Annotated in this window: 23 protein-coding genes; 10 read left to right on the top strand and 13 right to left on the bottom strand. The window is 63.0% G+C overall.

Features of this window, described 5'->3' with window-relative positions:
- Window positions 1-364 precede the first annotated feature (364 nt).
- The gene (locus tag ACK4FH_RS09955; protein WP_409813145.1) at window positions 365-1,210 is read right to left on the bottom strand and encodes an AAA family ATPase; all 846 of its coding nucleotides are present in this window, start codon (window positions 1,208-1,210) and stop codon (window positions 365-367) included.
- 339 nt (window positions 1,211-1,549) lie between these two features.
- Between ACK4FH_RS09955 and ACK4FH_RS09960 the strand changes: the two genes are divergently transcribed.
- The 3 genes from ACK4FH_RS09960 to ACK4FH_RS09970 all read left to right on the top strand — a co-directional run bounded on the left by ACK4FH_RS09960 (window position 1,550) and on the right by ACK4FH_RS09970 (window position 6,344).
- Window positions 1,550-2,914: a flagellar hook protein FlgE gene (locus ACK4FH_RS09960; protein WP_409813146.1), complete on the top strand. Its 1,365-nt coding sequence runs from the start codon at window positions 1,550-1,552 to the stop codon at window positions 2,912-2,914.
- A gap of 80 nt (window positions 2,915-2,994) precedes the next feature.
- Window positions 2,995-4,845: a flagellar hook-associated protein FlgK gene (flgK, locus tag ACK4FH_RS09965; RefSeq protein ID WP_409813148.1), complete on the top strand. Its 1,851-nt coding sequence runs from the start codon at window positions 2,995-2,997 to the stop codon at window positions 4,843-4,845.
- 5 nt (window positions 4,846-4,850) lie between these two features.
- The gene (locus ACK4FH_RS09970) at window positions 4,851-6,344 is read left to right on the top strand and encodes a flagellin (RefSeq protein WP_409813150.1); all 1,494 of its coding nucleotides are present in this window, start codon (window positions 4,851-4,853) and stop codon (window positions 6,342-6,344) included.
- 76 nt (window positions 6,345-6,420) lie between these two features.
- Here the strand turns inward: ACK4FH_RS09970 and flaF are convergent, their stop codons facing one another.
- From flaF to ACK4FH_RS10010, 8 genes are all read right to left on the bottom strand, one after another.
- Window positions 6,421-6,795 (bottom strand): flagellar biosynthesis regulator FlaF, encoded by a 375-nt coding sequence (gene flaF / locus ACK4FH_RS09975; protein ID WP_409813152.1) that lies wholly within the window; start codon window positions 6,793-6,795, stop codon window positions 6,421-6,423.
- Window positions 6,779-7,171, bottom strand: coding sequence for a flagellar biosynthesis repressor FlbT (gene flbT, locus ACK4FH_RS09980; RefSeq protein ID WP_409813153.1), 393 nt, complete (start codon window positions 7,169-7,171; stop codon window positions 6,779-6,781). Before flbT ends, flaF begins: the two co-directional genes overlap by 17 nt.
- Before the next feature lie 158 nt (window positions 7,172-7,329).
- Window positions 7,330-8,478, bottom strand: coding sequence for a flagellin (locus tag ACK4FH_RS09985; RefSeq protein ID WP_409813154.1), 1,149 nt, complete (start codon window positions 8,476-8,478; stop codon window positions 7,330-7,332).
- Between the two features lie 193 nt (window positions 8,479-8,671).
- Window positions 8,672-9,853, bottom strand: coding sequence for a flagellin (locus ACK4FH_RS09990; protein WP_409813155.1), 1,182 nt, complete (start codon window positions 9,851-9,853; stop codon window positions 8,672-8,674).
- 345 nt (window positions 9,854-10,198) lie between these two features.
- Window positions 10,199-11,821 carry a tetratricopeptide repeat protein gene (locus ACK4FH_RS09995; protein WP_409813156.1) on the bottom strand — a complete coding sequence of 541 codons (1,623 nt, stop codon included), beginning with the start codon at window positions 11,819-11,821 and terminating at the stop codon, window positions 10,199-10,201.
- Between the two features lie 100 nt (window positions 11,822-11,921).
- Entirely contained in the window at window positions 11,922-12,395 is a 474-nt protein-coding gene (locus ACK4FH_RS10000) for a hypothetical protein (protein WP_409813158.1), read from the bottom strand.
- Window positions 12,392-12,709 carry a rod-binding protein gene (locus tag ACK4FH_RS10005; RefSeq protein ID WP_409813160.1) on the bottom strand — a complete coding sequence of 106 codons (318 nt, stop codon included), beginning with the start codon at window positions 12,707-12,709 and terminating at the stop codon, window positions 12,392-12,394. The genes ACK4FH_RS10000 and ACK4FH_RS10005 overlap by 4 nt, the downstream gene beginning before the upstream one ends.
- The gene (locus ACK4FH_RS10010; RefSeq protein ID WP_409813162.1) at window positions 12,709-13,860 is read right to left on the bottom strand and encodes a flagellar basal body P-ring protein FlgI; all 1,152 of its coding nucleotides are present in this window, start codon (window positions 13,858-13,860) and stop codon (window positions 12,709-12,711) included. Before ACK4FH_RS10010 ends, ACK4FH_RS10005 begins: the two co-directional genes overlap by 1 nt.
- A 267-nt stretch (window positions 13,861-14,127) precedes the next feature.
- Between ACK4FH_RS10010 and ACK4FH_RS10015 the strand changes: the two genes are divergently transcribed.
- Window positions 14,128-14,562 (top strand): flagellar assembly protein FliX, encoded by a 435-nt coding sequence (locus ACK4FH_RS10015; protein ID WP_409813164.1) that lies wholly within the window; start codon window positions 14,128-14,130, stop codon window positions 14,560-14,562.
- A 162-nt stretch (window positions 14,563-14,724) separates the two neighbouring features.
- The gene (gene dksA / locus ACK4FH_RS10020) at window positions 14,725-15,141 is read left to right on the top strand and encodes an RNA polymerase-binding protein DksA (protein WP_409813166.1); all 417 of its coding nucleotides are present in this window, start codon (window positions 14,725-14,727) and stop codon (window positions 15,139-15,141) included.
- Window positions 15,142-15,217: 76 nt separating this feature from the next.
- On the opposite strand, the gene flgH is transcribed toward dksA, so the two are convergent.
- Genes flgH through flgF form a run of 4 tightly spaced genes read right to left on the bottom strand, consistent with a single transcriptional unit; the run spans window position 15,218 to window position 18,563 of the window.
- On the bottom strand, window positions 15,218-15,955 hold the full coding sequence (gene flgH / locus ACK4FH_RS10025; protein ID WP_409813168.1) for a flagellar basal body L-ring protein FlgH: 738 nt from the start codon (window positions 15,953-15,955) through the stop codon (window positions 15,218-15,220).
- Between the two features lie 45 nt (window positions 15,956-16,000).
- On the bottom strand, window positions 16,001-16,990 hold the full coding sequence (gene flgA / locus ACK4FH_RS10030) for a flagellar basal body P-ring formation chaperone FlgA (RefSeq protein ID WP_409813170.1): 990 nt from the start codon (window positions 16,988-16,990) through the stop codon (window positions 16,001-16,003).
- A 12-nt stretch (window positions 16,991-17,002) separates the two neighbouring features.
- Window positions 17,003-17,788 (bottom strand): flagellar basal-body rod protein FlgG, encoded by a 786-nt coding sequence (gene flgG, locus ACK4FH_RS10035; protein WP_409813172.1) that lies wholly within the window; start codon window positions 17,786-17,788, stop codon window positions 17,003-17,005.
- Window positions 17,789-17,828: 40 nt separating this feature from the next.
- Window positions 17,829-18,563: a flagellar basal-body rod protein FlgF gene (gene flgF / locus ACK4FH_RS10040; protein WP_409813174.1), complete on the bottom strand. Its 735-nt coding sequence runs from the start codon at window positions 18,561-18,563 to the stop codon at window positions 17,829-17,831.
- A 320-nt stretch (window positions 18,564-18,883) separates the two neighbouring features.
- Here flgF and ACK4FH_RS10045 point away from each other — a divergent pair, with 320 nt between their 5' ends.
- The 5 genes from ACK4FH_RS10045 (at window position 18,884) to ACK4FH_RS10065 (ending at window position 25,267) form a co-directional block, all read left to right on the top strand.
- Complete coding sequence (locus ACK4FH_RS10045; protein WP_409813176.1) at window positions 18,884-19,387, top strand: flagellar basal body-associated FliL family protein; 504 nt, start codon at window positions 18,884-18,886, stop codon at window positions 19,385-19,387.
- A 24-nt stretch (window positions 19,388-19,411) separates the two neighbouring features.
- A complete protein-coding gene (fliM, locus tag ACK4FH_RS10050; RefSeq protein ID WP_409813178.1) occupies window positions 19,412-20,506 on the top strand; it encodes a flagellar motor switch protein FliM in 1,095 nt (364 codons plus the stop codon).
- 2 nt (window positions 20,507-20,508) lie between these two features.
- A complete protein-coding gene (locus ACK4FH_RS10055) occupies window positions 20,509-20,955 on the top strand; it encodes a DUF6468 domain-containing protein (protein WP_409813180.1) in 447 nt (148 codons plus the stop codon).
- Window positions 20,956-20,971: 16 nt separating this feature from the next.
- Window positions 20,972-21,697, top strand: a complete 726-nt coding sequence (locus ACK4FH_RS10060; RefSeq protein WP_409813182.1) for a MotE family protein — start codon at window positions 20,972-20,974, stop codon at window positions 21,695-21,697.
- A 114-nt stretch (window positions 21,698-21,811) separates the two neighbouring features.
- Window positions 21,812-25,267: a hypothetical protein gene (locus tag ACK4FH_RS10065; RefSeq protein ID WP_409813184.1), complete on the top strand. Its 3,456-nt coding sequence runs from the start codon at window positions 21,812-21,814 to the stop codon at window positions 25,265-25,267.
- Window positions 25,268-25,271 lie beyond the last annotated feature (4 nt).

Genomic DNA, 25,271 nt, shown 5'->3' on the forward strand with positions numbered 1-25,271 from the left:
AAAAAGTGGAGGGGCGCGGAGCATATCCGGCTTGTCTCTACTTTATTTGGGGAAGCGTCCGAATACGCTCCGCGCGGCGTTCGCGTTGCCCGGAAGGCGCTACACTTCCGCTGGCGCTTTCGCCGCCCGCCTTTCTGCAATGGATGCTCCGGAGCACCCCTCCCGAAGGCGGTCCCACCAAGATGGGGGCGGAATCGGGGGAGGGGATAAGTTTTTTTGCTGCTGATTGCAGAGGAAAGAAAAAGCCCGCGCCATGGGGCGCGGGCTTTCCTGATTTGGAGAGTCTTTCCTGACGCTGCGTTCCGCGGCTTCTGGATTGCCGGGTCACGGCGCTTCGCGCCGGCCCTGCAATGACGGCTTTGGTTCAGTTCCGTTCGCGGCGGGCGAGGAAGGCGAGGCGCTCGAAGAGGTGGACGTCCTGCTCGTTCTTCAGGAGCGCGCCGTGGAGCGGCGGGATGAGCTTGGTGGGGTCCTTCTCGCGCAGCGTCTCGGGCGAGATGTCTTCCGAGAGGAGAAGCTTCAGCCAGTCGAGGAGTTCCGACGTGGACGGCTTCTTCTTCAGGCCCGGCACTTCGCGGATCTCATAGAAGATGTTGAGTGCTTCCTGCACGAGCTTGCCCTTGAGGCCGGGGAAGTGGACATCGATGATGGCGCGCATCGTGTCTTCGTCCGGGAACTTGATGTAGTGGAAGAAGCAGCGGCGCAGGAAGGCGTCCGGCAGTTCCTTCTCGTTGTTCGAGGTGATGATGACGATGGGGCGCTGGGCGGCCTTGATCGTCTCATTCGTCTCGTAGACGTAGAATTCCATGCGGTCGAGTTCCTGCAGCAGGTCGTTCGGGAACTCGATATCGGCCTTGTCGATCTCGTCGATCAGCAGGATCGGGCGGTTCGGACGCTCGAAGGCTTCCCAGAGCTTGCCCTTGGCGATGTAGTTGCGGATGTCGTTGACGCGCTCGTCGCCTAGCTGGCTGTCGCGCAGGCGCGAGACGGCGTCATATTCATAAAGGCCCTGATGTGCCTTGGTGGTCGACTTGATGTGCCAGGTGATGAGCTCGGCATCGAGCGCCTTGGCGACTTCCTCGGCGAGCACGGTCTTGCCGGTGCCGGGCTCACCCTTCACGAGAAGGGGGCGCTGCAGCGTGATGGCCGCATTGACGGCGACGCGCAGGTCATCCGTGGCGACGTAATTCTTTGTTCCCTCGAACTTCATTGATCTGGCTTTCCTCTGGGCGCCAAGGCGGCGTTACCGAATTGCTGAACGCGAAGGAACCTAAAGGCTGGCCTGACCGGGTTCAAGGAAAAGGCCTGTTCGCAGGCGGGCGGCCTGACTGCTGGAATTGAGCGGGCAAGGGGACCGCCCGAGGCGGCCGCGACGGCAATTTTTGCCGGGAGGGCCTGATATGGGCGGCAGGGGCTACCGCCCAGACATGGTTAACAAATGGTAACATATTGATTTAATTAGATAAAATCATTGGCCCGCTCCTTGCTCCCAATGGACCAGCACTTGTCCCGCCACCCAAGGACGGGACGGACCGTATGGAGAGAGCCCATGAGCTTTTTTGGATCGATGACCACGGCCCTGACAGGCATCCGCGCCCAGTCGAGCGCGCTCGGTCACATCTCGGACAATATTGCCAATTCGCAGACGGTTGGCTTCAAGCGAACGGATACGAGGTTCCAGGACATCGTGACCGCCTCGACGAGCCGGAACCATCTGCCGGGGGCGGTGCTTGCAGCGCCGTCCTTCACCAATGGCGTGCAGGGCTCGATCGACGCATCGGAAGTTCCGACGCATATGGCGATCAATGGCGAGGGCTTCTTCGTCGTGTCGGCGCGCGTTGCCACCATCGACGGCAATCCCGTGTTCGACGGCGTGAACTACTACACGCGCCGCGGCGACTTCTCGATGGACAAGTATGGCTATCTCGTGAATGGCGCGGGCTACACGCTGCAGGGCCTGACGATCGATCCGACCACGGGCAATCCGATCGGCGACGTGCCGGGCCGCATCCAGATCAACCGCGACTTCCTGGCCGCGCGCACGACGAGCAACATCGATTACAAGGCGAACCTGCCGGCCTGGCCGAAGACGGCGAATGCCGATGCGGGCATCCCGAACAGCGAATTGCTGACGGTCAACCGTTTCACGCCGGCACTGGCCGACCTTTCGGTCATCTCCGCCGACAATGAAGACATCTTCCTCAACAACTCGCTCTCGGGCGGCGCCGTGACGGGCTATGACTCGCTCGGCGCGCCGGCGAACGTGCAGTTCCGCTGGGCCAAGATCGACAATGGCGCAGGCGGCGGCGACACCTGGCAGCTCTTCTACAAGACCAACGATGCCGCGACCGGCGCCCAGGACAAGTGGGTAAATGTCGGTCAGAGCTATGCCTTCGATGCGCAGGGCCGCCTCGATCCGCCGGTCGACTCGACCACGATCACCGGCCTGACGGTGAACGGCATCTCGCTCGGCAATGTCGTGCTCAATCACGGCGCGTCAAACATCACGCAGTTCCAGGACGACAATGGCACGGTGAAGACCACAGCACTCGACCAGAACGGCTATCCTTCGGGCGAGCTGGTGAGCATCGCCGTTTCGGAAAATGGCCGCATCACCGGCACCTATTCGAACGGCAAGACGGTCGATCTCGCGGAAGTGACGCTGGCGCGCTTCAACGCGCCGGACAAGCTGAAGCGGCTGGACGGCACGGCCTTTGCCGCAACGCAGGATTCCGGCGAAGCGATGCTTGGCGGCGGTGGCGACATCATCGCCTCGGCGCGCGAAGCCTCGAACGTCGATATCGCGGACGAATTCTCGAAGCTGATCGTGACGCAGCAGGCCTATACGGCCGGCACGCGCATCGTGACGGCGAGCGACGAGCTTATCCGTGAAACGCTCAACATGAAGCGCTGATGATTTTCGCGCCGGGCGCTCCTCGCGGGCATCCGGCGCGGACCCCAAGCCGGTAGCATTTCCAGCGGTCAGGTTTACCCATGTCTCTCACTTCCGCACTCGGCGCCGCAATGAGCGGGTTGAATGTCTCCCAGTCCGGGATCGACATTACCGCGCGCAATATCGCCAATGTGGGCACGCCGGGCTATACGCGCAAAGTACAGAGCCAGGTCAATGCGCTGGCGGGCGGCGAGGGCATCGGTGTGCGCCGCGAGGCGGCGCAGCGCCAGATCGACGAATTCCTGCAGCAGCAGCTTCGCACGGCGTCTGCGGGAACTGCCGGGCTCAACATCAAGTCGAGCATGCTGTCGCGGATCGATACCATGTTCGGAACGCCGAATTCCAACTCTTCCATTGCTGGGGCGATCAGCGCGCTGGCGACGATGCTGCAGGAGCTGGCGAACAACCCGGAATCGGATTCGGCGCGGCAGTCGCTGCTCAACGAGGCGGGCAATCTCGCCGCCAAGATGAACCGCATGTCGGACACGATCCAGGACATGCGGCTTGAGGCGGAGCGCAATATTGCGGCCGGCGTCGAACAGGCGAATGCGCTGCTGAAGACCATTGCGCAGGTGAACAACCAGATTTCGCAGCGCCAGGCGGGCAGCCTGTCCGTCGGCGACCTGCAGGACAAGCGCGACATGGCGATCGACGAGCTGTCGCGGCTCATGGACGTCAAGGTCGTCAATCGCGACGATGGTACGGTGACGATCTTCACCTCGGGCGGACAGTTGCTGCTCGACCGGACGCCGGTCGAACTCACCTTCGACGAGCGGACGCAGATCGACGCGACCTCGACCTATGAAAATGGCGGTATGGGTACGATCCGGCTCGTTTCCGGCTCGAACAGTATCGACCTGATCGCGGCAGGAGCGATCCGCTCCGGCGCGCTCGCGGGCTATGTCGAAATGCGCGACAAGGTGCTGCCTCAGGCGCAGGCGCAGCTTGACGAACTGGCCGCGCAACTTGCACTCAGCCTTTCGGAAGAAACGGTGGCGAGCGCTGCCGCCGTAGACGGCGCGGCGGAAGGCTTCGAGATCGATACGGCCTCGATGCTTTCCGGCAACACGATCAGCCTGACATACAGTGTGGGCGGGGTGCGGCAGAACGTGACGATCGTGCGGGTGGACGACCCGTCCGTTCTGCCGTTGTCCAACAATGTCACCGCCAATCCGAACGATGTCGTGGCCGGCATCAATTTCAATCAGCCGATGGCGGGTATCGTCGCCGATCTCCAGGCGGCGCTGCCGGCGGAAGTCGTGGTGTCGAACCCTTCGGGCTCTGTGCTGCGTTTCCTCGATGACGGAGCCGCCGATACGAGCGATATCGAGGCGCTGAGCGCGACGGTGACGCCGGCAGGGCTTGCCGACGGCTCGACGGGGCTTGCGCTTTTCGTCGACGGGCTGAACGGCAAGATTTTCTCGAACAGCCTCGACGTGCCGCCGCAGAAGGCGGGGTTTGCCTCGCGCATCCAGATCAATCCGGCGCTTCTCGCCGACGATACGCTGCTTGTGTCCTATGATGCGGGTGTGCCGCTGGGCGACTCGACGCGGCCGCTCGACCTGCTCGCGCGGCTTACCTCGAACACGCGGACCTATATGCCCTCGACGGGCATTGGCGGACCGGCGACGCCCTTCAATGGATCGATCGACGAATTCGCGCGGCGCCTCGTTTCGTTCCAGTCGGCGCAGGCGGCGAATGCCGAGCGCGACGCCTCGGCGCAGCAGGTGGTCTCGTCCTCGCTGCAGGACCGGTTCGACGCGCAGACCGGCGTCAATATCGACGATGAAATGTCCAACCTCCTGTTGCTGCAGAACGCCTATTCGGCCAATGCGCGGGTCATTTCGACCATTCAGGACCTCTTCAATGTGCTGATGAGTATCGGCAGGTAACAGTCATGCAGATTTCCACGCTCTCCCAGTCTCTTGCGATGCGCCAGTCGATCAACGACATGCGCGCCCAGTTCGACGATCTGCAGCGGCAGCTTTCGACCGGCCTCAAGACGAATTCCTATGCCAAGCTCGGGACGGACCGGAACGCGGTCCTGTCGGTGGCGCATCAGCTTTCGCAGCTTTCGACCTATACGAGCACGATCACCAAGACCGGCATGCGCATCGAAGTCATGGCCGATGCGCTGACGCGGATGAACTCGATCGCGTCGGAGACAAAGACGACGCTGGCGAGCTCGGGCTTCGAGCTTGTCAACGGGAAGCAAACGAGCGCCCAGATCCAGGCGGCGATGCAGTTCGACGAAATGGTCAATCTGCTCAATCTCAATGTCGAGGACCGCTATCTCTTTGGCGGGCGCGATACGCAGACGCGGCCGGTCGCGCTGCCTTCGGCCATTCTCAATGGCGCCGATGGCAAGGCGGGTCTCAAGCAGTTCATCGCGGAGCGCGCGCTGGCCGACCTCGGCGCGGACGGCCTTGGCCGTCTGACGCTCGGCACGGCGGGCGCGACGGTGACGCTCGGCGAGGATGCCGCGCCCAGCGTGTTCGGTTTCAAGCTCGCCAATGTCAATTCGACGCTGAGCAATGCCACGGTGACGGGCCCTGCAGGGGCCCCGCCCGCGCTCGATGTCGAGTTCACAGGCCTGCCGCAGATGGACGAGAAGATCGAGATCGGGCTTGCGATGCCGGACGGCACGACGACGCTCGTCACGCTCAAGGCCAGCACGAACAACCCGGCGGGCAAGGGCGAGTTCACGATCGGCGCCGATGCCAACCAGACGGCGGCGAATTTCCAGGCGGCGCTCGACCAGGCGATCGGCCTCGAGGCGCGCACGACGCTGAAGGCCGCATCGGCGGTGGCTGCGTCCAACGACTTCTTCGATTATGTAGCGGGCGGTGCGCCGCAGCGCGTCGACGGGCCGCCCTTCGAGACGGCCACCGGGCTTCGCGACGCGACGGATGCCGATACGGTGTTCTGGTATCGCGGCGATCTTTCCGGCACGGCTGGCAACAACTTCGTCGCGCAGATCGACGATGGCCGTCAGCTCGCCTATGGCGCGCGCACGGATCAGGATGCGATCCGCAACATGGTGAAAATGTCGGCGATGCTTTCGGCTGTGGAATATACCGATGCCGAGGACAAGGAAGAACTTGCTTCCTACAAGGCGCTGTCGAACCGCGTGACCCAGACGCTCAACTTCAAGGGCGTGCAGTCGCTGGAAAGCATCGTGACGGGGCTCGGGCTCGCCGCCTCGACGCTGAAGCAGACGCAGGACCGGCACGATCTCGTCATGGCATCGGCCAATGAATTGCTGGGCGACATTCAGAATGCGGACCCTTACGAGGTTGGCGTGAAGCTCACGACGCTTCAGACCCAGCTCCAGGCGAGCTATCAGGTCACCGCCATGCTTTCGAGGCTGTCGCTGGTGAATTTCATCTAGTCCGGCAGGACCGGCAAAGGAAAAGGGCCCGTTCCGGCGGGCCCTTTTTGCTTTCCGGTGTATGCAGAAGCCGCGATCAGCGGCCGTAAAGGCCGGCGGCGATCTCGCGATTGATCATGATGAGCGTATCGAGGAGCTGCGGCTGCGGCTCGGTGGCGGACTCGATTTCGCTGGTGCGCTTGAAGATGAAGATCGCGAGGTTGGCGATGTTCTGCTTGATCTCGCGGGGAAGGGGATGCTCGACTTCGGCGGCAGATGCGGCAAAAACCGTCCAGATGCGGCGGTTATAGACGAGAGCATCGTAGAGAGCGGTGTTGTTCTCATGGGTCCAGTTGTCGCGAATCCGCTGCAGCTGGCCGGCGGCGCGGGTCAGGATCGAGGCTTCGAACTCCCGCGGATCCTTCGGCGCGATGCGCGATGCGCTGGCATAGGCCTCATGAGCTTTTGACATTCTCCAACAGCCCCCGTTCGTACTCGATCAACTTTCGAGCTTCCTTGAGAGCTTTATACATTTCGCCGGTTAAGATTTTACTGTTGATGGCGTCGATGAAGGGGTGCGTGGACGGGGCAGCCTCCAGCACTTCCTTAACGATCTGGAAATAAAGCTCGTGATGGGGCCTCGGGTCGACCGAGAGATACATCATCTGCACGAGCAGGTAGACGCGCTTGCAGGGCGTGTCCGCGTCGGAGGTGCGCAGAATGTCTTTTTCGCGGAGGATCGGCGTATCGCCCTCGATGAAAAGACGCGTGCGCTGATCATCATTGGTGATGACGCTGTCGCCCAGAATGAAGCGTTCGCCGGGCTTGAGTTCGACTTTTAGAGCCATGAGGCACCGTCCAGTAGAGAATCCTGATTTGCGAGCATCCTAGCCTGAATCGACGCAAAGGGGCAGAGCGGGTGACGAGGTTCCACAAAAGCGGACGGCGGGAACCGGGGTTCCCGCCGTCTTCATTTCGTACCGGTAGCGCCGGAGCGCTTGCCGGATTAGCGGATCAGCTGGAGAACCGCCTGCTCCGCCTGGTTCGCCAGAGACAGCGAGGTCTGGGCGAGGGACTGACGGGTCTGGAGGGCGAGCAGGTTCGCCGCTTCCACGTTCGTGTCGGCCAGTGTCAGGGCGCCCGCACCACCTTCAAGAACGTTGATCATGTTCTTGGTGAAGTCCTGGCGGTTCTGCACGACCGAGAGGTTCGCACCGAAGGTCGAAGCCTGCGTACGCAGCGTCTTCGTGGCGCCATCGAGCAGCGCGATGTCGGCGTCGATGTCGGCGAAGGTCGTCTCGGCCACACCGAGGCCGGCCGAGTTGAACGTCACGCCTTCGATGTTCAGGTTCGACGTGCCGTCTTCGTTGAACTTCACGAGCAGGCTGTCGCCGTTCAGCAGGTTGATGCCGTTGAAGCTGGCATCGGTGGCGAGCTGGTCGATCTGCGTGCGAAGGTTGTTGTAGTCCTTCGCAAAGGTCGCACGAGCTTCCGCGAGCGTTTCGCCGTTCTGGCCCTGCGTGCCCGAAGTGGCGATACCGAAGCCGGCCGCACCGGTGGCAGCAGCAGCGCCGCCGATCGTGATGTCTTCACCCGAGGCAACCGAGAAGGAGAGCGAGCCGCCATCGCGCGAGACAGTCAGGCCGGCAAGCGTACCACCGGCGGAGACGAGACCCGCGAGCTGCGTTTCGATCGCGGCAGCCGAAGAAGCGGCCGACGCGTAGGTCGCCGTCGCGAAGACGACGCTGACAGCAGCGGCGGTGCCGATCTGGAAGGTGACCGTGCGGGCACCGGCAGTGCCGGCGATCGCGGCGGCTTCGGCCGTCTTGTTGAGCGTGGTCTCCGTGGCTTTCGCCTGGAGCGCCTGGTTGGCGACCGAGCGGGCCTGGTTGACGAGCTTCTGGATCGACTTGATGCCTTCGTCGGCGGCCTTCAGCGTCTGCACGCCAAGGCTCATCGAGTCCTGAAGGGCGCCGAGATCGGTGGCGCGGGCGTTCAGGCCGGCGGCGGTGAAATAGGACTGCGGATTGTCGAGCGCGCTCGAGACCTTCAGGCCGGTCGCGAGGCGGTTCTGCGTCTGCGCCATGAGCTGAGCGGTGCCCTGGAGCGTCTGCAGGTTAGCGCGCACGGCGCTGTTGATGACGATATCACCCATTTGAAGTGTCCTTTCCTAGGAACAATTTAGTCCGGCTCTTCCTGAGCCATGGGTGGAGCATGCGCGTCACTCGTTAAAGCGGCGTAAATTGGCGGTATTTTTAGCGAGAATTTTCGCGGAAATTTTCCGTGCACGGTTAAACAAAAAGGGCGGATCCTGCGATCCGCCCTTGCGTTTGCCTTGAAGAATATCCTTAACCGAAGAGACGCAGCACGCCCTGTTCGGCCTGGTTCGCGAGCGAGAGCGCGGTCGTGCCGAGCTGCTGACGGGTCTGAAGGGCGAGCATTTTCGCGCCTTCTTCGTTCGTGTCGGCCACGGTGAGCTGTGCCGCGCCGCCCTGAAGCGTGTTGACCAGCGAGGAGGTGAAATCCTGACGGATCTGGACCACACCGAGATTGGCGCCGAAGGTCGAGGCCTGCTGGCGAAGCACATTGGTTGCCGCGTTCAGCGTGTCGATGAAGGTGCGGATGTCGGAGTCGGCCTGGAAGCCGTGGTCGCCGGACTGATTGGCAACCGTACCGATGTTCAGAATGCCTTCCGGCGTCAGGTTCACGCCTGCAATGTCGAGCTGAGAGGTCTGCTCGGCGTTAAAGAAGACGCTCAGCAGGTCGCCCTTCAGCAGGTTCACGCCCTTGTAGCTGGCATCGCGGGCGAGCTGTTCGATCTGATCGCGCAGATTGTTGAAGTCACGCTCGAACTTGTCGCGGTTCACGCCTTCCGTGGAAGAGGTGCGGCTGCCGAGAAGGGCGGCCAGGCTGACGGGGGTGCCGGAGTTGTCCGCGGTGACCGCGAGATCGCGACCGCTCGATGCAGAAAACTCGAGGCTACCTTCGTTGGTGAGCGTTGCCGTCAGCGGTTCGGCGCCGACGAAAGTCGTGTTGGCCCAGTCGATCAGGTTCTGCACGGTCGCAACCTGGCCGGAGGCGGCGCCGATCGTGACGGAGTGCGACACTTCACCGACTGTGACGGTGATGGAATGTCCGGTTGCCAGCGCGCCAAGGCTGGCCAGCGTGACGCCGCCCGTGAGGGGGCCGCCTGTCTGATTGCCGGTGATGACAGTCGCCTTGATCTTGGTTTCAAGGGCCTGGTTCGCGACGGCCTTCATGCTCTCGACAAGCTTGACGATCGACTTGATGCCCTGATCGGCTGCTTCGAGCGTCTTGACCGCCTGGCCCATCGCGTCGAGCAGGCTGTTCAGGTCGGATGCCCGGTTGTTCAGGCCCTGAGCCGTGAAGAAGGATGTCGGGCTGTCGATCGCGCTGCGGACCTTCAGGCCGGTTGCGAGGCGAAGCTGCGTCTGGTCGAGCATCTTCGCTGTGTTCTGCATGCTGAGCAGATTTGACCGGATAGCACCGGAAAGGACCACATCAGCCATTGTCTTTACCCTCCAGGGTTCTAGCCTGCCGTTTCAACACGGCACGAGCACTACACTCGGTGTTAATCATTAATTCGACGTAAACGGGGGAATCCAAATATCGATCTGGACCGGATCCGTTGACTTGCCGAACCGGGTGCCTGAGGGGCCTTTGCCTTACTCCGCATCCGTCGATTGCATCTGGCATACCAGTCGCAAACGGCGGGCCAGTTTCGAAAATCAATGAAATCAATGGGTTAGGATGTTCCGGCGGTTGGGGAGGTCGGCAAGTTCCCCCTTTTCGGGAAAGTTTTGCCGGGCCGGAAGAGGCAAGTTGTGCCTGCGGATGCCAGAGCGGGCGCCGCCTTAGCCGCGAAGGAAGCGGTCCATATCAGCGATGATCGCGGCCGCCATTTTAGGCTTGTCGGTCGAGCGGCCGATATCGTAGCAGCGCAGGCTCGGGAACCACGGCATATGGTCCGTGCCGAGTTTCGTCCAGATCCGGGCGGCGCCGTAGTGGAAGGTGGGCACGCCGAGGGCGCCGGCGAGGGCGACCGGAAAGCTGGGCGGTCCGACCGTGACATCAAGGCAGGCGGTGAGGGCGGCGGCGCCCTCGAGATCGTTGAAGAGGTCGAGGCCGGGCATGCGATGCAGCGTCAGGCCATGTTCAAGCAGCAGTGCTTCGGCTTCCTGCTCCACATTCGTATATTGAAGATTGACGACCTTGATGCCTTCGAGCTTGAACAGCGCGGCCCAGTCGGCGAGCTGCGTGTAGTAGATGGAGCGAAGGTCGTCCACTTTCCCCGAAGTCCAGGAAATGCCGACCTTGGGGCCGGGGCCGATGCTTGCCAGCCATTCGCGGCATTCGGCCATGCGCGCGGCATCGGGCACGAGCGGGGTGACGGCGGGCGGGAAATCGGCGACGCGCCGGCGAAGCTGCGCCGCAACGAGGCCTGCGGGCGCCGTGTAGTCGAAATCGACTTCGCCGTAATTGTCGAGGCCGGTCGAACGCCATGCTTCAGGGCGGACGGTCGCGGACGGCCAGGTGCGCTGATAGAGCGGCACGAGGCGGCGGTCCGTCTCGATGATGACGTGACTCGCGCGGGCGACGAGATCCGAGTAGCAGGTGGAAAAATGCAGGTCGTCGCCGAGGCCCTGTTCGCGCCAGACCATGATGGTCTTGCCCGTCAGGTCCTGGCCTTCCCAGATCAGGCCGGGGAAGGGGCGATAGGGCTGGCGCTGGCCGCAGGCAAAGCCGAAGCCATACATGTCCCAGCCTTCCCCGGTATAGCCCGTCGCCAGAAGCGTGCGCGCAAGGTTCCAGCGCGCGGCGTCGCATTCCGGGTCGATGGCGAGCGCGCGCTGCAGGGCTTCGAGCGCATCGTGCTGCCGATCGAGAATTTCATAGAGTGCCGCCAGATTGGTCCAGGTATGGGAAATGCCGGCGTCGATCTCGATTGAACGGTGATAGCAGGCGAGAGCGTCGTCGAACAGTTTGGTGCCGGTCAGCACCTTGCCGAGCATTCCATAGGCGGTAGCCGAGTCCGGCTTCATTTCGATGGCGCGCGAAATGAGGTCGACCGCGCGCTGCTTCTCGCCCAGTTCGTCCACCAAGACGCCGAGATTGATGAGGGCGGCGACATGGCCGGGCTCCACTTCGAGCAAGCGTTCGTAGAGGCTCCGGGCCTGAGTGGAGTGCTTTACATTGGTGCAAAGCACGGCGAGATCGAAAATATAATGGAGATCGTCACCCGCATTGTCTGCAGCATGATTGAGCAGGGCGACGGCTTCGGCCTGACGTTTCGTGGCGATCAGGCATTGGGTAAGGCCGGTGATCGCGCCCAGATGCGCCGGATCCGAAGCGAGCACCTTGCGGTAGCGGGCTGCTGCGTCTTCATGACGGTCGCGCGCCTGCAGGCGCTGGCCCTGAGCGAACCTGCGTTCGGTGTCGGTGCCGCTGCTGGAACGCCGCTTGGTCATGGTGGACATTCGGATACTGCCCCGGTTGGCGCGTAAATGATGGGTCCACATCATTTCGGCCCGGCATGGTTACCACCGGGTTAACAAATCCCGAAATGGAGCCACGAGGTCAGACGCGGGCGTCGAGCGTCAGCGAGCCGCTGCCTGCGGCTGTGGCGGCACGGCGCGGCGCAGCGGCATTTGCGCCATAGCCGAGCGCAGGTGCGGTTTTTTCGCTCATGGCGTTCGCGACCATGCGGATGAGGCCTTCCGAGACCGAACGGGCGGCGGCAAGTGCCTCGCCATTCAGTGCGAGAAGCCGGCCGAGTTCGATCATGCCGGCCTTGAGCCGGGCGACACGTTCGGCCGGCGCCCGGTCGATCAGCTCCTTGCGGGTCTGAACGGACTGGACATCGAGGGCATATTCATTGGCGAGGCGGATTTTCTCCGGCTGCAGCGCTACCACCTGTTCGCGGTCGCGGTTGCGGAGCGCCTCGGTTTCGCGGGCGATGATGGCGCCAAGGTCAACGGTGAGCGCGATCATGCGGTCGACAAGGTCGGCCGGAGCCAGCGCCTCGGCAGGGGTGCGGCGCTTGTCGCTCATCGGGACGCCTCCTGAAGCTTGAGAATCTCGCGGTAGATATCGTCGGCGATGCCGATGCCGCCGGCCTTGGAGACCTCACGGCCATACTGATCGACCAGCAGCGAGCGGAACATGGTTTCGCCGGGTCCGCCGCCGAAGGGGCTTTCCTGCTCCATGCTCTCGAACATCGACTGGAACAGAGTCGAGACGAACTGCGCCTCGAAATCCTGCGCGGCTTCCCAGGCGCGCGGATCGCGCGTGCCATGCGCTGCAGATACCGGTTTGGCTGCGGCGGCGGGCATATAATAAGAGGTGACGGCGGCGAGGGCTTCCATCACATCACCTCGATTTCGGCCTGGAGCGCGCCGGACGCCTTGATCGCCTGCAGAATAGTGATCATGTCGCGCGGGCTGACGCCGAGCGCATTGAGACCGTCGACAAGCTGCGCAAGGCTGATGCTGCCGTCGATAATGCCAAGCTGGCGGCCATTTTCCTCGTCGACCTCGACATTGGTGCGCGGCACGACCACGGTGTCGCCCTGCGTCGAGAAGGGCGAGGGCTGGCTCACCTGCGGCGTTTCGCTGATCGAGATGGTGAGGTTGCCCTGGGCAATCGCGACCTTGCTGATGCGCACGTCCTGACCCATGACGATGACGCCGGAGGATTCGTCGATGACGACCTTGGCGGAAAGATCGGGCTGGACGCGAAGCTGCTCGATATCGGTGAGAAGCCCGACAACGCCGCCGCGCCAGCCGGCCGGCACATTGAGCTGCACGGTGGTCGGGTTATCGGCGATGGCGGTGTTCGCGCCGAGGAATGTGTTGATCGCACCGGCGACACGCCTGGCGGTCGTCAGGTCCGGGTTGCGGAGCGACAGGCGCAATGTACGCAGGTCCGCAAGGCGGAAATCGAGTTCGCGTTCGACAATGGCGCCGTTGGCGATGCGGGCATTGGTGGGCACGCCGCGGGTGACAGAGGCCGCTTCGCCGACGGCGGCAAAACCGCCCGTTGCGAGCGAGCCCTGAGCCACCGCGTAGACTTCGCCATCCGCACCCATCAGCGGCGTGACGAGAAGGACGCCGCCCTGAAGGTTCGAGGCGTCGCCAAGCGCGCTCACGGTCACATCGATCCGCGTGCCCTGCGTGGCGAAGGCCGGCAGGTTTGCCGACACCATGACGGCCGCGACATTGGCGGTTTTCAGCGTGGTGCCGCGTGTGTTGACGCCGAGGCGCTCAAGCATGCCGATCAGGCTCTGCTGGGTGAAGGGGGCATTGCGAAGCGTGTCGCCCGTGCCGTTGAGGCCGACGACGAGGCCGTAGCCCACCAGCATGTTGTCGCGGATGCCTTCGACATCGACGATGTCCTTGATGCGCGAGCTTGCCTCGGCCCTTTCGGCCGTAAGCGGCGCAAGGGCGCAGACGGCAAAAAGCGCCAGCAGCAATGCGGCGGGACGGAAAAGGGAAGGCCAGGATTTCAACCGGGACATGGATCGACCACTCAATCGCTTGCGATACGAGCCATTGTTTGCGAAAGCCGTGCCATGCGGCGGGCGGCAGGGATGGGCTTCAACTTATTGATTTAATTTGATTTTTTAATTCGCGCTCCGGGCGGGGCGCGGTGCCGGGGGAGCAGAAGCTGCCGCCCCCGGCAAATGCTGCCCGGCCCCGGCAACAGGCTTAACGAGCCTTTAAGACCTCAGGTTCATTTTGGAGATGTTGAGGAATTCCAGCCTGGAATCCCACTGGAGACGGCCATGAAGATCGGTGAAAGCAGATCGGCTTCGCAGTCAGGACCCGCGCGCGGCACACCGGCGCGGGGCGGCGGTGGCAGCTTTTCGGTTGGCGGTGCGCCTGCGGCGCGTGGCGCGGCGGGGCTGTCCGGCCCGGCCTCGCTGGCTGCCGTCGATGCCCTTCTCGCGTTGCAGGAGACCCCGGCGGCCGATGACGCGCTCCATGCGCCGAAGCGCCAGGCGATCCTCCGGGCGGAGGAGATGCTCGACATTCTGGACGATATCAAGCTCGCGCTTTTGGCCGGGCAATTGCCGAAATCCAAGCTTTCCCGCCTACTTTCCGTTGTCGAGCGCCAGCAAGGCGCCTTCAGCGACCCCCGGCTCAAGGACATTCTCGACCAGATCGAGCTCAGGGCCCGCGTGGAACTGGCGAAATTCGGAACCTATACTAAAGTCTAGGTTTTCTCCTGTTTCCGGCGGCCCCCCGCCCGCTCTTGAATTCGGGCAATTTCCACAAATATTTCACCGGCTTGGCCGCCAATGGCCGGTTGAGAATCGCGAAGGCGCTTCCTATACTCCGCGCGCTTCGGCGAAGGTTTGTGTCACAGAGAGATTGCCTAAATGGCCGTGCGTTTGCCCAAGGGCTATATGCCGTCAGACGACGAACCGTTCATGAACAAGCGGCAGAAGGAGTATTTCCGCCGCAAACTCGAGAAGTGGAAAGAGGACATCCTGATCGAGAACCGCGAGACGCTGCAGCACCTGCAGGACGACTCGGTTCAGCATCCCGATCTTGCCGACCGCGCCTCTTCCGAAACCGAACGCTCCCTTGAACTCCGCACCCGCGACCGTCAGCGCAAGCTGATCGCCAAGATCGATGCGGCCATCCGCCGGATCGACGATGGCACCTATGGCTATTGCGAGGAGACGGGCGAGCCGATCAGTCTGAAGCGGCTCGACGCGCGGCCGATCGCGACGCTTTCCATCGAGGCGCAGGAACGGCATGAACGGCGCGAGAAGGTCTATCGCGACGACTGAACGGAAGAGTTCAATCGGGACACACAAAAAACGCGGCTCTTTCGGAGCCGCGTTTTTCGTTGGAGCGATGCCTTGCTCAGAAAGGCATGACGATGTCGAGAAGCTGCTGGCCGTAGCGCGGCTGCTGCACGTCGCTGATCTGGCCTTCGCCGCCATAGGAGATGCGCGCCTCGGCGATCTGCGAATGCTGGATCGTGTTGGTGTTTGTGATGTCCTCGGGGCGGACGATGCCCGTGATGAGGAGATCGCGTACCTCGAAGTTGACGCGCACCTGCTGGCGGCCGGCGATCACGAGATTGCCGTTCGGCAGGACGTCGGTGACGACGGCGGCGATAGTCAGGTCCACCTGTTCGCGGCGATCCACGGAGCCGGTGCCCGCATTCGAGCTGGTGCTGCCGAGATCGGCGAGGCTCGTATTGTCCACAGCGTCCGGGAAGACCTTGCCGAGATAGGACTCGTAGCCGAAGAGATTGTTGACGCCGGCGCTTTCGGAATTGGCGCGGCTGCGCTTCGTGGTGTTGTTCACCTTGGCGCTGTCGGTAATGTTGATGTTCACGGTCAGGATGTCGCCGATGCGGGCCGCACGCTGATCCCGGAAGAAGGCACGCGAACCGGAACGCCAAAGCGAGTTCGGCTGGTAGACGATCTGTTCGGGCTGCGGCATGCGCATCGACACGGTCGGCGCTTCGGTGCCGATGGGCGCCAGATCCGGCGCCTTGCCGATATTGGACAGACGGCCAGGCGCATTGCAGGCGCCGAGCGTGGCCGCAAGAAGGACGATAGTGGCGAGGCGGGAAGCTGTACCGGCAAACATTGACTTTACCTTTTCGGTGCTGGCCCTGACGGGCTTGCGTTTCCGTTACGAATTGTTCGAGTGCGTCGTGGCCGAGACGGCGCGCGCGCTGCCGGGCGTGTCGACGCGGATGCTGTTGGGACCATCCACAACGCCGCGCAGGGTGCGGTTCGAGCGTGTGTTCAGCACGTTGATGATGTCGCCGACGGCGCCGTTTTCGAGTGCACGGCCACGCGCGATCAGCGTCAGCGTGCCGGAGGTGAGCAGCATATCGACCTGAGCACCCTTCTGGACGACGACGGGCGGCACCATGTCGGCAAGGCGCAGCGGCTCGCCCGAGCGCGCCTGATAGCGCGGCGACATGCCGAGAAGCTGGTCGAGCGAGGTGATGGCATTCTGGCCGATACGGTTCGAGGGGACGCGTACCCAGTCGATGTCGCTATGGCGCACGACATCGCCGGGGCGCATGTCGCGGTTGAGAACAGGCACGTCGGAAACGGGATAGGCGCGGCCCGTCACGCGGTGGAGCGGGCTCAGCATGTCGCCGGCCGGTGCGCGAAGGATCGCGGTGAAGCTGCCATTGCGGCGATTGAAGGCGATCTGTTCGACATTGACCGAAATCTCGGCATTGTCGGCAACCTGGACACCGGCGGCGCCATTGGTGAAATCGATCTGGAGCTGGGCGGCGGAGGGGAGGCCCGTCGACTGCGCACCGATGGCGGCGGCAATGGCGGAGGCGACTTCCTCTTCCGGCACGGCGATTCCGCTGCGGGCAACGACGATGTGGCTCAGGCCCGCATCATTGCGCCATTCGATGCCGTTGCGGCGGGCGGCGAGCGAAATGCGCGACACGGAAATCTCGCTGCGAAGCCCCGGCGCAGGCGCATTGGCGATAACGACATGGGCGGCCTTGCCGGCATTGTCAAAAATATCGCCGAGCGTGACCGTTTCGCCCGACACGGTGACTGCGGGGCGAAGTTCGGCCGCGTGGACCGTGCCTGCGACAAGCACGAAGGCGGCGATGGCGGCGAGACGGGAAAACATACGGGTCATCATGGCGTTCATCGCTTACTTAATGTTCGTGGTGACGGACATCATCTCGTCGGAGGCGGTGATGACCTTGGCGTTCATTTCATAAGCGCGCTGCGCGGTGATGAGCGTGGTGATTTCGCTGACCGCGTTCACGTTCGAGGTTTCGAGGAAGCCCTGCAGAACGCTGCCAATGCCGTCATTGGCGGGAATGCCGATGGTGGGGGCGCCGCTCGCGGTTGTTTCCGTGAAGAGGTTGTTGCCGAGAGGGTCGAGGCCTGCGTCGTTGGCAAAAGTTGCAAGTTCGATCTGGCCGACAACCTGCGAAGCCGTCTCGCCCTGCAGCGTCACCTGGACCTGGCCGTCGCGGCTGATGGTGACGTCGATCGCTTCCGGCGGAATGTTGATACCGGGGGCGAGCGTGTAGCCGTCCGCCGTTACCATCTGGCCATCGGCGCTGATCTGGAACGAACCGGCGCGGGTATATGCGTCTTCGCCGCTCGGCAGTTCGACGCGGAAATAGCCGCGGCCCTGGATGGCGATGTCGAGCTTGTTCTCGGTATTGTCGAGATTGCCCTGCGTCATGATGCGGTTCACGGCCGCCGTCTTCACGCCGAGGCCGACCTGCACACCGGCGGGCACGATGGTGCCTGCGTCCGACGAGTTGGTGCCGACGCGGCGCAGGTTCTGGTAGAGCAGGTCCTGGAACTCGGCGCGCTGGCGCTTGAAGCCCGAGGTGCTCATATTGGCGATGTTGTTGGAGATCACCTCGACATTGAGCTGCTGGGCCATCATGCCTGTGGCGGCGATGCTGAGCGACTGCATATGCGTACTTCCTTACTCTGCGTTTCGGGCGTGACGGGCGTTATGCCGCGGTGCCGCCAAGTTGCTGAATGGCCTGACGGCGCATCTGGTCTGCCTGATCGATGAGCTTCTGCGCGCTGGCGTAGGAGCGCGAAACCTCGATCATGTTGGTCAATTCGAGAATAGGATTGACGTTCGAACCTTCGAGGGCGCCCTGCACAAGGCGGATATTCTCGGAGGGGATTTCCTGCTGCGCGGTCTCGAACAGCGAGTCGCCCGTCTTCTTCATGTCTTGCGGGTTTTCGAAGGTGACGATGGCAAGGCGGCCGCGCAGACCCTGATCGGTCGAGATCGTGCCGTCGCGGGCAACGGTGATGCCGGTTTCGTCCCGTGCGAAGGCGATGGGGGCGCCGGCATCCGTCAGCACCAGGTCGCCGGCGGAGGTGACGAGCTGGCCTTCATTGTTCAGGTGGAAATTGCCGTTGCGCGAATAGCGGATGCCGTTTTCGGTCTCGATGCGGAAATAGCCTTCGCCGGTGATGGCGACATCGAAGGGATTGCCCGTGGTCTGCAGTGCGCCGTCGCGCATGTTGCGGTACTGGCCGACGTCCTGGACGAAGGCAATGCGCTTGTCGGGGCTCATATCCGATGCGTCGGTCTTCAGATACTGCTCGAACATCATCGTTTCCGACTTGAACGCAGTCGTGTTCACATTCGCGATGTTGTTCGCGATGGTCGCCATGTCGCGTGCCATCGCCATCTGGCGCGAGAGACCTATGAGAAGGGCGTTTTCCATATCGGGTCCGGCGAGCGGTTGAGTATCGGGACGCGGAATTGCGCTGCCAAAGAGAGTGCAGGGCCCATGCCAGACAATAATTCCAATTAAAACAATGACTTGACTTGTTTCCGGTGCGCCGGAGCGGGCGCTCGGGCAGGGATTACCGGGCAGATTCTGCCGGGCCGGCCCCGGCGGAGGGCGGACGCGCCATATTCTCTTAAGACAATTCGGCACAAGGCCGTTTTGCCAACGCTTCGTTAACCAAAGTCGGCGAGCATCCGGTTGTAATTCAGGGGAGGCGCACCGCGCGCATCCCGAACATCCGGGGCGAGATCGAAATGGCTGCAGTGGACGCCGACATTTCAGAAGAAGATACCGAAGACGCTGCGCCGCCTGCAAAGAGCAGGCTGGCGGGCAAGGTGCTCGTGCTTTACGTCGTCCTGCCTGTGCTCCTTCTGATCGGGGCGGGCGTGGGCGTCTACATGTCCGGCATTTTTGGCGGCAGTGACGAGGCGGCGGAAAAGCCGGTCGTCGTTGCAGCGCCCGTCTATTACGACATGCCGGATTTTCTTGTGAACCTGGCCGGGCCGCCGCCGCAGCATTACCTGAAGATGCGCGTTTCGCTGCAGGTGCGCGACAAGGAGGCGGTGCCGCTGGTCGAGGCCGCGATGCCGCGCATTCTCGACGGGTTCCAGACTTTCCTGCGCGAGCTTCGGCCGGAAGACCTTGAGGGGTCGCAAGGCATGCTCAATCTCCGCGAGGAGCTGATGCGCCGCCTCGCGCTCGCGACGCAGGAGCCCGTCGTCAGGGACGTGCTCTTCCGGGAAATCATTGTCCAGTAACCGTTCAGTCGCAGACAGGTTGTCATGAGCGCCGCAGATACGCAGGATATTGGTCAGGACGCACTCTCCGCCGCGGCAGAAGCCGCTTCGAAGGCGCCGGAGCGCGTGCTGAACCAGGATGAGATCGACAGCCTTCTCGGCTTCGAGGTGGATGAAGAAATCCTGCCGGACCGGCATGGCATAGACGCCATCGTCAATTCCGCGCTCGTTTCCTATGAGCGCCTGCCGATGCTCGAAATCGTGTTCGACAGGCTCGTGCGCCTGATGACGGTTTCGTTGCGCAATTTCACTTCCGACAACGTCGAAGTGTCGCTCGACAATGTCTCGTCGATCCGTTTCGGCGACTACCTCAATTCGATTCCGTTGCCTGCCATTCTTGCTGTTTTCCGTGCGAAGCAGTGGGACAATTACGGCATGTTCACGGTCGACTCGAACCTGATCTATTCGATCGTCGACGTGCTTCTCGGCGGCCGGCGGGGCACCGCTGCAATGCGTATCGAGGGCCGTCCCTATACGACCATCGAACTCAACCTCGTCCAGCGCATGATCGAAGTCGTGCTGCAGGACGTGCAGGCGGCTTTCGAACCGCTTTCGCCGGTCACGCTCGAATTCGACCGGATGGAAACCAATCCGCGCTTTGCCGCCATCGCGCGTCCGGCCAATGCCGCCATTCTTGTGCGGCTGCGCGTCGACATGGAAGATCGCGGCGGCCGCATCGAGATGATGTTGCCCTATGCAACGCTCGAACCGATCCGCGAGCTTCTGTTGCAGATGTTCATGGGCGAGAAGTTCGGCCGCGACTCGATCTGGGAAAGCCATCTCGCCACCGAACTCTGGTCGACACGGGTGCCGCTCGAGGCGGTGCTTGACGAACAGAAGCTGACATTGCGCGATGTGATGAATTTCGAAGCCGGGCAGACGTTGATGCTGAACAACGGGCCGGATGGCACGATCGATCTGCGCTGCGGCGGCGTGCGCCTCGGAACGGGCCGGATGGGCCGGGTGGGAAATCACGTTGCCGTGCGTGTCGAACAGGGCATCCGCCAGATCAAGCGTCTGGCCGAGGCAGAGCCGGAAATGAAAATTCCCGACATGAGCATGTCGAGTGGAGGTAAGTGATCATGTTTGGCGAGCTTCCTTTCAGCACCGTTCTTGAAATCATCGTCTGCCTGTTTCTCGCAGCGACGATCGCCTATTGCGCCGTGCTCGACCGAAAGCTGCGCGCCATGCGCGCCGGCCAGGACGGGATGCGCGAACTTGTCGGCGAACTCAATGCCGCGACCCAGCGCGCCGCCGGGGCGATCGACGGGTTGAAGCGCGCCAGCGAGGAAAGCGGCGAGGAGCTTGCCGAGCGTATCCGGCGGGCGAGGGGACTCGCCGACGAATTGTCGCTGATGCTCGAATCCGGCAACAGCATTGCCGAACGTCTCGGCCGCAGCGAACGCAGCGCGCAAGCCGCGCCGGCGGTGACGCGGCCTGCCGCCCGCCCGGTTTCGCAGCGCGATGCGGCGACCGCGGCTCGCGCCGCCAATCAGCTTCTCGAAGCCCTGAAAAAGAAATCGGGTTGAGGCCGGAAACAAACTCATGTCCATGTTTAATCGCCTCAGGCTTCTTCCGACCGTCATTCTCTGTGCGTCGCTGCTGCTGACGCTGAAGCTGGCCGATATCGCATCGGGCGGCGGCGGGAATGCGATTTCGGTTGCGCAGGCAAGTACGCCCGAGCCCGAAGCGGCGGCCCAGACGGCCGAAGGCGAAGCTGCGGCGGAGGACGCTCCCGAAACGGTGCAAAGCATCGTGCCGCCGAGCGCGGAAGAGGGCATTGCATCGCGTCTCAGCCAGTCGGAAACGACCGTGCTCGAAAGCCTTGCAGCGCGGCGCGAGGAACTTGACCGGCGCGGCAAGGCGCTCGATACGCGCGAGCAGCTTCTGAATGCGGCGGAAAAGCGCGTCGAGGAGCGCATTGCGGAGCTGAAGGAGATCGAGGGCCGGATCAACGAACGGCTCGGGGCTCAGGACGCCGAAAACGAGGCCCGTCTTGCGGGTGTCGTCTCGATGTATGAATCGATGAAGCCGAAAGATGCCGCCCGGATTTTCGAGCGGCTCGACATGGGCGTGCTGATAGAGGTTGCTAAGCGCATGCAGCCGCGGAAATTGTCCGCCGTACTGGCGGCGATGGACCCCGTTTCGGCCCAGGATCTGACGGTCGAACTCGCGATCGGCGAAAATCTCAACCTTGAGCCAGCCGCAGGCGGCGAGGCGACCGGCGCAAGCGCCGATCCGGCCTTCCGAAGCCCCGGAAAAGCGAGCTAATCCGCGCCAAAGGCCCGGTCTTTAAGGCCCACTTAACCGGCCTCCTTCTAGAGTGACGGCTCGCAGCGGCAGAAGGCCGCGATTTGCAGGCAGAAGCTTCAGGGGCGAATTGGCGTGAACGGGCTCAACCGACATGGCTGTGCGGACGGCACAAGCGGCATTCATGGCCGTCTGCGTGCGGTTGCCGTGGCCTGCCTCACACTGATGCTGCTCGCCCTGCCGCTCTCCGCCAGGGCATCGGGCGATGTGCGCGTCGATCTAAGCGAAGAGGACGGTTATGGCCGCCTCGTCTTCACCTTTTCCGGCGGTCTTCCCTCTCATCGTGCCTCGATCAATGCAGGCGTCCTCGTGCTCGAGTTCGGCCGTAGCGTTCAGGCCGATGGGGATGTCTTCCTGCGCGAAATGCCGCGCTATATTGCGCTGGTCCGCCAGTCGGACGATCGCCGTACGGTTCGCGCCGCATTGACCACCGATTTCACGCTCGACACGAAGACGGCGGAAAACGCCGTCTATGTCGATCTGCTGCCGCCCGGCTGGACAGGCGCACCGCCGCCGCTTCCCGCCGAGGTTCTGGCGCGGGTCGAGGAAGCGAAGCAGGCAAAAAAGGCCGCCGAAGAGGCGAGGCTCGCCGCCAAGGCGCAAGGCATTGTCGAGCCCGAAGCGCCGCCGCCCGGTATTGCTGTGCGGGTTGCCGCGCGCGCGGGCATGACACGGCTTGTTTTCGACTGGAACCAGCCGGTTCTCTATTCGCTTGTGCATCGCGAAGGACTTGCGACGATCACCTTCGACCGGATGTCGAAGGTCGATCTGTCACGCATCCGCGCCGATTTGCCGGCCTATCTGGCAGGCATCAATGCCGTCGAGCATGACGGACGGCTGTCCATCGTGATGACGCTGAAGCCCGGCATTGCCGTTTCCGATTTCCGCGAGGATCTCGGCATCGTCGTGGACCTCAAGCCGCATCATGCGACTCAGGCGCCGCTGACCGTAGAGGAAAAGCCACGCGACGGCGAGCCGCGCAAGCTTGCGCCCGCCGCCAGCGAACAGGCAAAGCCGGAAACGGCGGCAGAACCCGCAACAGCCGATGCCGGGAACGAGACTGCAAGCCCCGATGCGACCGCAACGAGCAAGACGGCCGGGGAGAGTGCCGAACCCCCGGTGACCGCCGGCCCCGTGCCGCAAGGAAAGCGGCCGGAAGGCAAGGCGGTCGTCCGCTTCGCCGAGGGACGCAATGGTATGGACCTCCTTGTCGACTGGCCGGAGCCGGTTGGCGCTGCGGTGTTCGAGCGGGCGGACCGGCTCTGGGTCGTCTTCGACAGGGAATTGCCGCTCGATACCGAAGGGCTTGTCTTGCCGGATCCCGAGGAAGGTCCGTTCGGGACGCCCGAAGTCATCGAGGTTTCCGAAGGTGCGGCGCTCAGCATCCCGTTGCGCGCAAAGGTGCTGACCGGCGCGGTGAACGAGGGTGCGACCTGGCGTATTTCCGCCGGTGAGACGCTTCCCACGACGGGACGGCCGATCGCCATTTCGCGGAAATGGCGCGAAGACGGGCGCGGCATGGTCGAGTTCGATCTGCGCGCGCCGCGCAAGGTTCTTCGCGTGCGCGATTCCGTGGTCGGCGATGAAATCATTGCAGTCACGGCCGTCGGTCCGGGGCAGGCATTGCAGATGCCGCGAAGCTTTGTCGAGTTCCAGGCTTTGCGGACGGCGCAAGGTCTCGCGATCGTGCCGGTGGCCGACGATCTCAATGTCGCCGCGGCGCCCGAAAGCGTTCTCGTCATGCGGCAAGACGGATTGACGCTTTCGGCGGACGATCACCGCGAATGGCGCGACGAGACGGAAACGCCCATCGTCGAACAGTCGGCACCTGCCGAAATGCGATTTGCCGAATGGCGCGATGCACCCGGCGAAACCTTCTTCGAGCGCCGGCAATATCATCTGGCGCAGTTGACGGATGCGCATACCAATGAGGTGGGCGACCGCCGCCTTGCCTATGGACGTTTTCTGCTCGCCTATGGTTTAGCGCAAGAAGCGCGCGCGATCCTGCTGGCGGCCCGGCAGTCCAACAGCCGTTTTGCGACGGACCCTTCATTCCAGGCGGTGCTTGGCGTGTCGTCCGTATTGAGCGGCCGGCATGTCGAGGCGATCCGGGAGCTTTCTGCTACCGGCCTCGACAATTCGCCTTACGCGGCGGCGTGGCGCGGGCTATCGCGCGCGTCGCTGGGGCATTGGGAAGAGGCCAAGGCACAGTTCGCGCTGGCCGGCGCCATTTCGGATTCGTTCGGCGAAGAATTGCAGACCGAATTCCGCTCGCTGGCAGCCATTGCCGCCCTCAAGACCAATGACATTGCATCTGCCGAGCAATATGCGGCGGGCTTCCCCCGCGATCCGCAGAGCCAGAGGGCAAAAGCGCAGATCTTGCTCGTTACAGCGATGATCGCCGATGCCCATGAACGCAAGGACAAGGCGGTGGACTATTACGATGCCGCCATTCTGAGCGGCTATCCGCCGGTTGCGGCGCGGGCGCGGTTCGGCAAAGCGCAGCTTCTCCACCGTGCCGGCGAGATGGACGACGAGTCATTCGGCAAGGAGCTGGAAAGCCTGCGCTATGCCTGGCGCGGCGACGAACATGAACTCGATGTGCTGACGCGCCTTGCGACGCTCCGGCTGTCGGAGGGCAAGGTCGGCGAGGCTCTCAAGGTGATGCGCACTGCCACCGACAATTACCCGGACAGCGACGAAGCGCACCGCATGAACATGCGCATGTCGGATATTTTCGCGGACTATTTCCTGAGCAAGTCGGTCGACGACCTGACGCCCATACAGGCGCTGGCCTTTTTCGAGGCGTTCAAGGAGCTGACCCCCATCGGACAGCGCGGCGACGAGATGATCCGCGATCTGGCGGAACGGCTCGTGCAGGTGGACCTGCTCGAACAGGCGGCCCATCTGCTGGACTATCAGGTGGCGAACCGGCTTCATGGCGGCGTTGCCAAGGCGCAGGTCGCAGCGAGGCTTGCGGCCATATTCCTGACCGATCAGAAGCCCGACCGGGCGCTGGCGGCGCTCCGGGCGACGCGCCAGAACCTGCTGCCGGAGGCGCTGGCCGACCGGCGCATGCTGCTCGAGGCGCGGGCGCTGTCCGACCTGAAGCAATATGACCACGCGCTCGATCTGATCGAGGGAAAATCCGGCCCGCTATTTGACCGTCTGCGTGCCGATACGTTGTGGGCGGGCGGACGCTGGGCGGAAGCGGGCCCTGCGATCGAACTGGCGCTTGGCGAAGACTGGAAGACCGAAGAAGCGCCGGGCGCCGAGATGCGGCTGCTCATCATGCGCGGCGCCATTGCCTATTCGCTGGCAGAGGATGAAGAAGGGCTTGCCCGTCTCCGTATCAAATATGGGGATGTGATGAGCCGCAGCGCCGATGCGGAGGCCTTTGCCGTGGTGACGGAACCCATCGTCAGGCAGGGCGTTGCTTTCCGCGACATGGCCAGCCGGATCGCTTCGGTCGATACGCTGGACCGTTTCATCGCGTCGCTGAATATAGCCGGAGAAGCCCTGGTCAACTGACGGC

The organism is Parvibaculum sp., from assembly GCF_046297875.1.
GTDB lineage: Bacteria > Pseudomonadota > Alphaproteobacteria > Parvibaculales > Parvibaculaceae > Parvibaculum.

What these genes read in the sequence shown, in the direction of transcription:
- flgA (WP_409813170.1), bottom strand. Translation starts at nt 16,990, where the DNA reads ATGATGACCCGTATGTTTTCCCGTCTCGCCGCCATCGCCGCCTTCGTG.
- flgF (WP_409813174.1), bottom strand. Translation starts at nt 18,563, where the DNA reads ATGGAAAACGCCCTTCTCATAGGTCTCTCGCGCCAGATGGCGATGGCA.
- ACK4FH_RS09955 (WP_409813145.1), bottom strand. Translation starts at nt 1,210, where the DNA reads ATGAAGTTCGAGGGAACAAAGAATTACGTCGCCACGGATGACCTGCGC.
- ACK4FH_RS10000 (WP_409813158.1), bottom strand. Translation starts at nt 12,395, where the DNA reads ATGAGCGACAAGCGCCGCACCCCTGCCGAGGCGCTGGCTCCGGCCGAC.
- ACK4FH_RS09970 (WP_409813150.1), top strand. Translation starts at nt 4,851, where the DNA reads ATGCAGATTTCCACGCTCTCCCAGTCTCTTGCGATGCGCCAGTCGATC.
- dksA (WP_409813166.1), top strand. Translation starts at nt 14,725, where the DNA reads ATGGCCGTGCGTTTGCCCAAGGGCTATATGCCGTCAGACGACGAACCG.
- fliM (WP_409813178.1), top strand. Translation starts at nt 19,412, where the DNA reads ATGAGCGCCGCAGATACGCAGGATATTGGTCAGGACGCACTCTCCGCC.
- ACK4FH_RS09995 (WP_409813156.1), bottom strand. Translation starts at nt 11,821, where the DNA reads ATGTCCACCATGACCAAGCGGCGTTCCAGCAGCGGCACCGACACCGAA.
- flaF (WP_409813152.1), bottom strand. Translation starts at nt 6,795, where the DNA reads ATGTCAAAAGCTCATGAGGCCTATGCCAGCGCATCGCGCATCGCGCCG.
- flgG (WP_409813172.1), bottom strand. Translation starts at nt 17,788, where the DNA reads ATGCAGTCGCTCAGCATCGCCGCCACAGGCATGATGGCCCAGCAGCTC.
- ACK4FH_RS09990 (WP_409813155.1), bottom strand. Translation starts at nt 9,853, where the DNA reads ATGGCTGATGTGGTCCTTTCCGGTGCTATCCGGTCAAATCTGCTCAGC.
- ACK4FH_RS09960 (WP_409813146.1), top strand. Translation starts at nt 1,550, where the DNA reads ATGAGCTTTTTTGGATCGATGACCACGGCCCTGACAGGCATCCGCGCC.
- ACK4FH_RS10045 (WP_409813176.1), top strand. Translation starts at nt 18,884, where the DNA reads ATGGCTGCAGTGGACGCCGACATTTCAGAAGAAGATACCGAAGACGCT.
- flbT (WP_409813153.1), bottom strand. Translation starts at nt 7,171, where the DNA reads ATGGCTCTAAAAGTCGAACTCAAGCCCGGCGAACGCTTCATTCTGGGC.
- ACK4FH_RS10005 (WP_409813160.1), bottom strand. Translation starts at nt 12,709, where the DNA reads ATGGAAGCCCTCGCCGCCGTCACCTCTTATTATATGCCCGCCGCCGCA.
- flgH (WP_409813168.1), bottom strand. Translation starts at nt 15,955, where the DNA reads ATGTTTGCCGGTACAGCTTCCCGCCTCGCCACTATCGTCCTTCTTGCG.
- ACK4FH_RS10010 (WP_409813162.1), bottom strand. Translation starts at nt 13,860, where the DNA reads ATGTCCCGGTTGAAATCCTGGCCTTCCCTTTTCCGTCCCGCCGCATTG.
- flgK (WP_409813148.1), top strand. Translation starts at nt 2,995, where the DNA reads ATGTCTCTCACTTCCGCACTCGGCGCCGCAATGAGCGGGTTGAATGTC.
- ACK4FH_RS09985 (WP_409813154.1), bottom strand. Translation starts at nt 8,478, where the DNA reads ATGGGTGATATCGTCATCAACAGCGCCGTGCGCGCTAACCTGCAGACG.
- ACK4FH_RS10015 (WP_409813164.1), top strand. Translation starts at nt 14,128, where the DNA reads ATGAAGATCGGTGAAAGCAGATCGGCTTCGCAGTCAGGACCCGCGCGC.
- ACK4FH_RS10060 (WP_409813182.1), top strand. Translation starts at nt 20,972, where the DNA reads ATGTCCATGTTTAATCGCCTCAGGCTTCTTCCGACCGTCATTCTCTGT.
- ACK4FH_RS10055 (WP_409813180.1), top strand. Translation starts at nt 20,509, where the DNA reads ATGTTTGGCGAGCTTCCTTTCAGCACCGTTCTTGAAATCATCGTCTGC.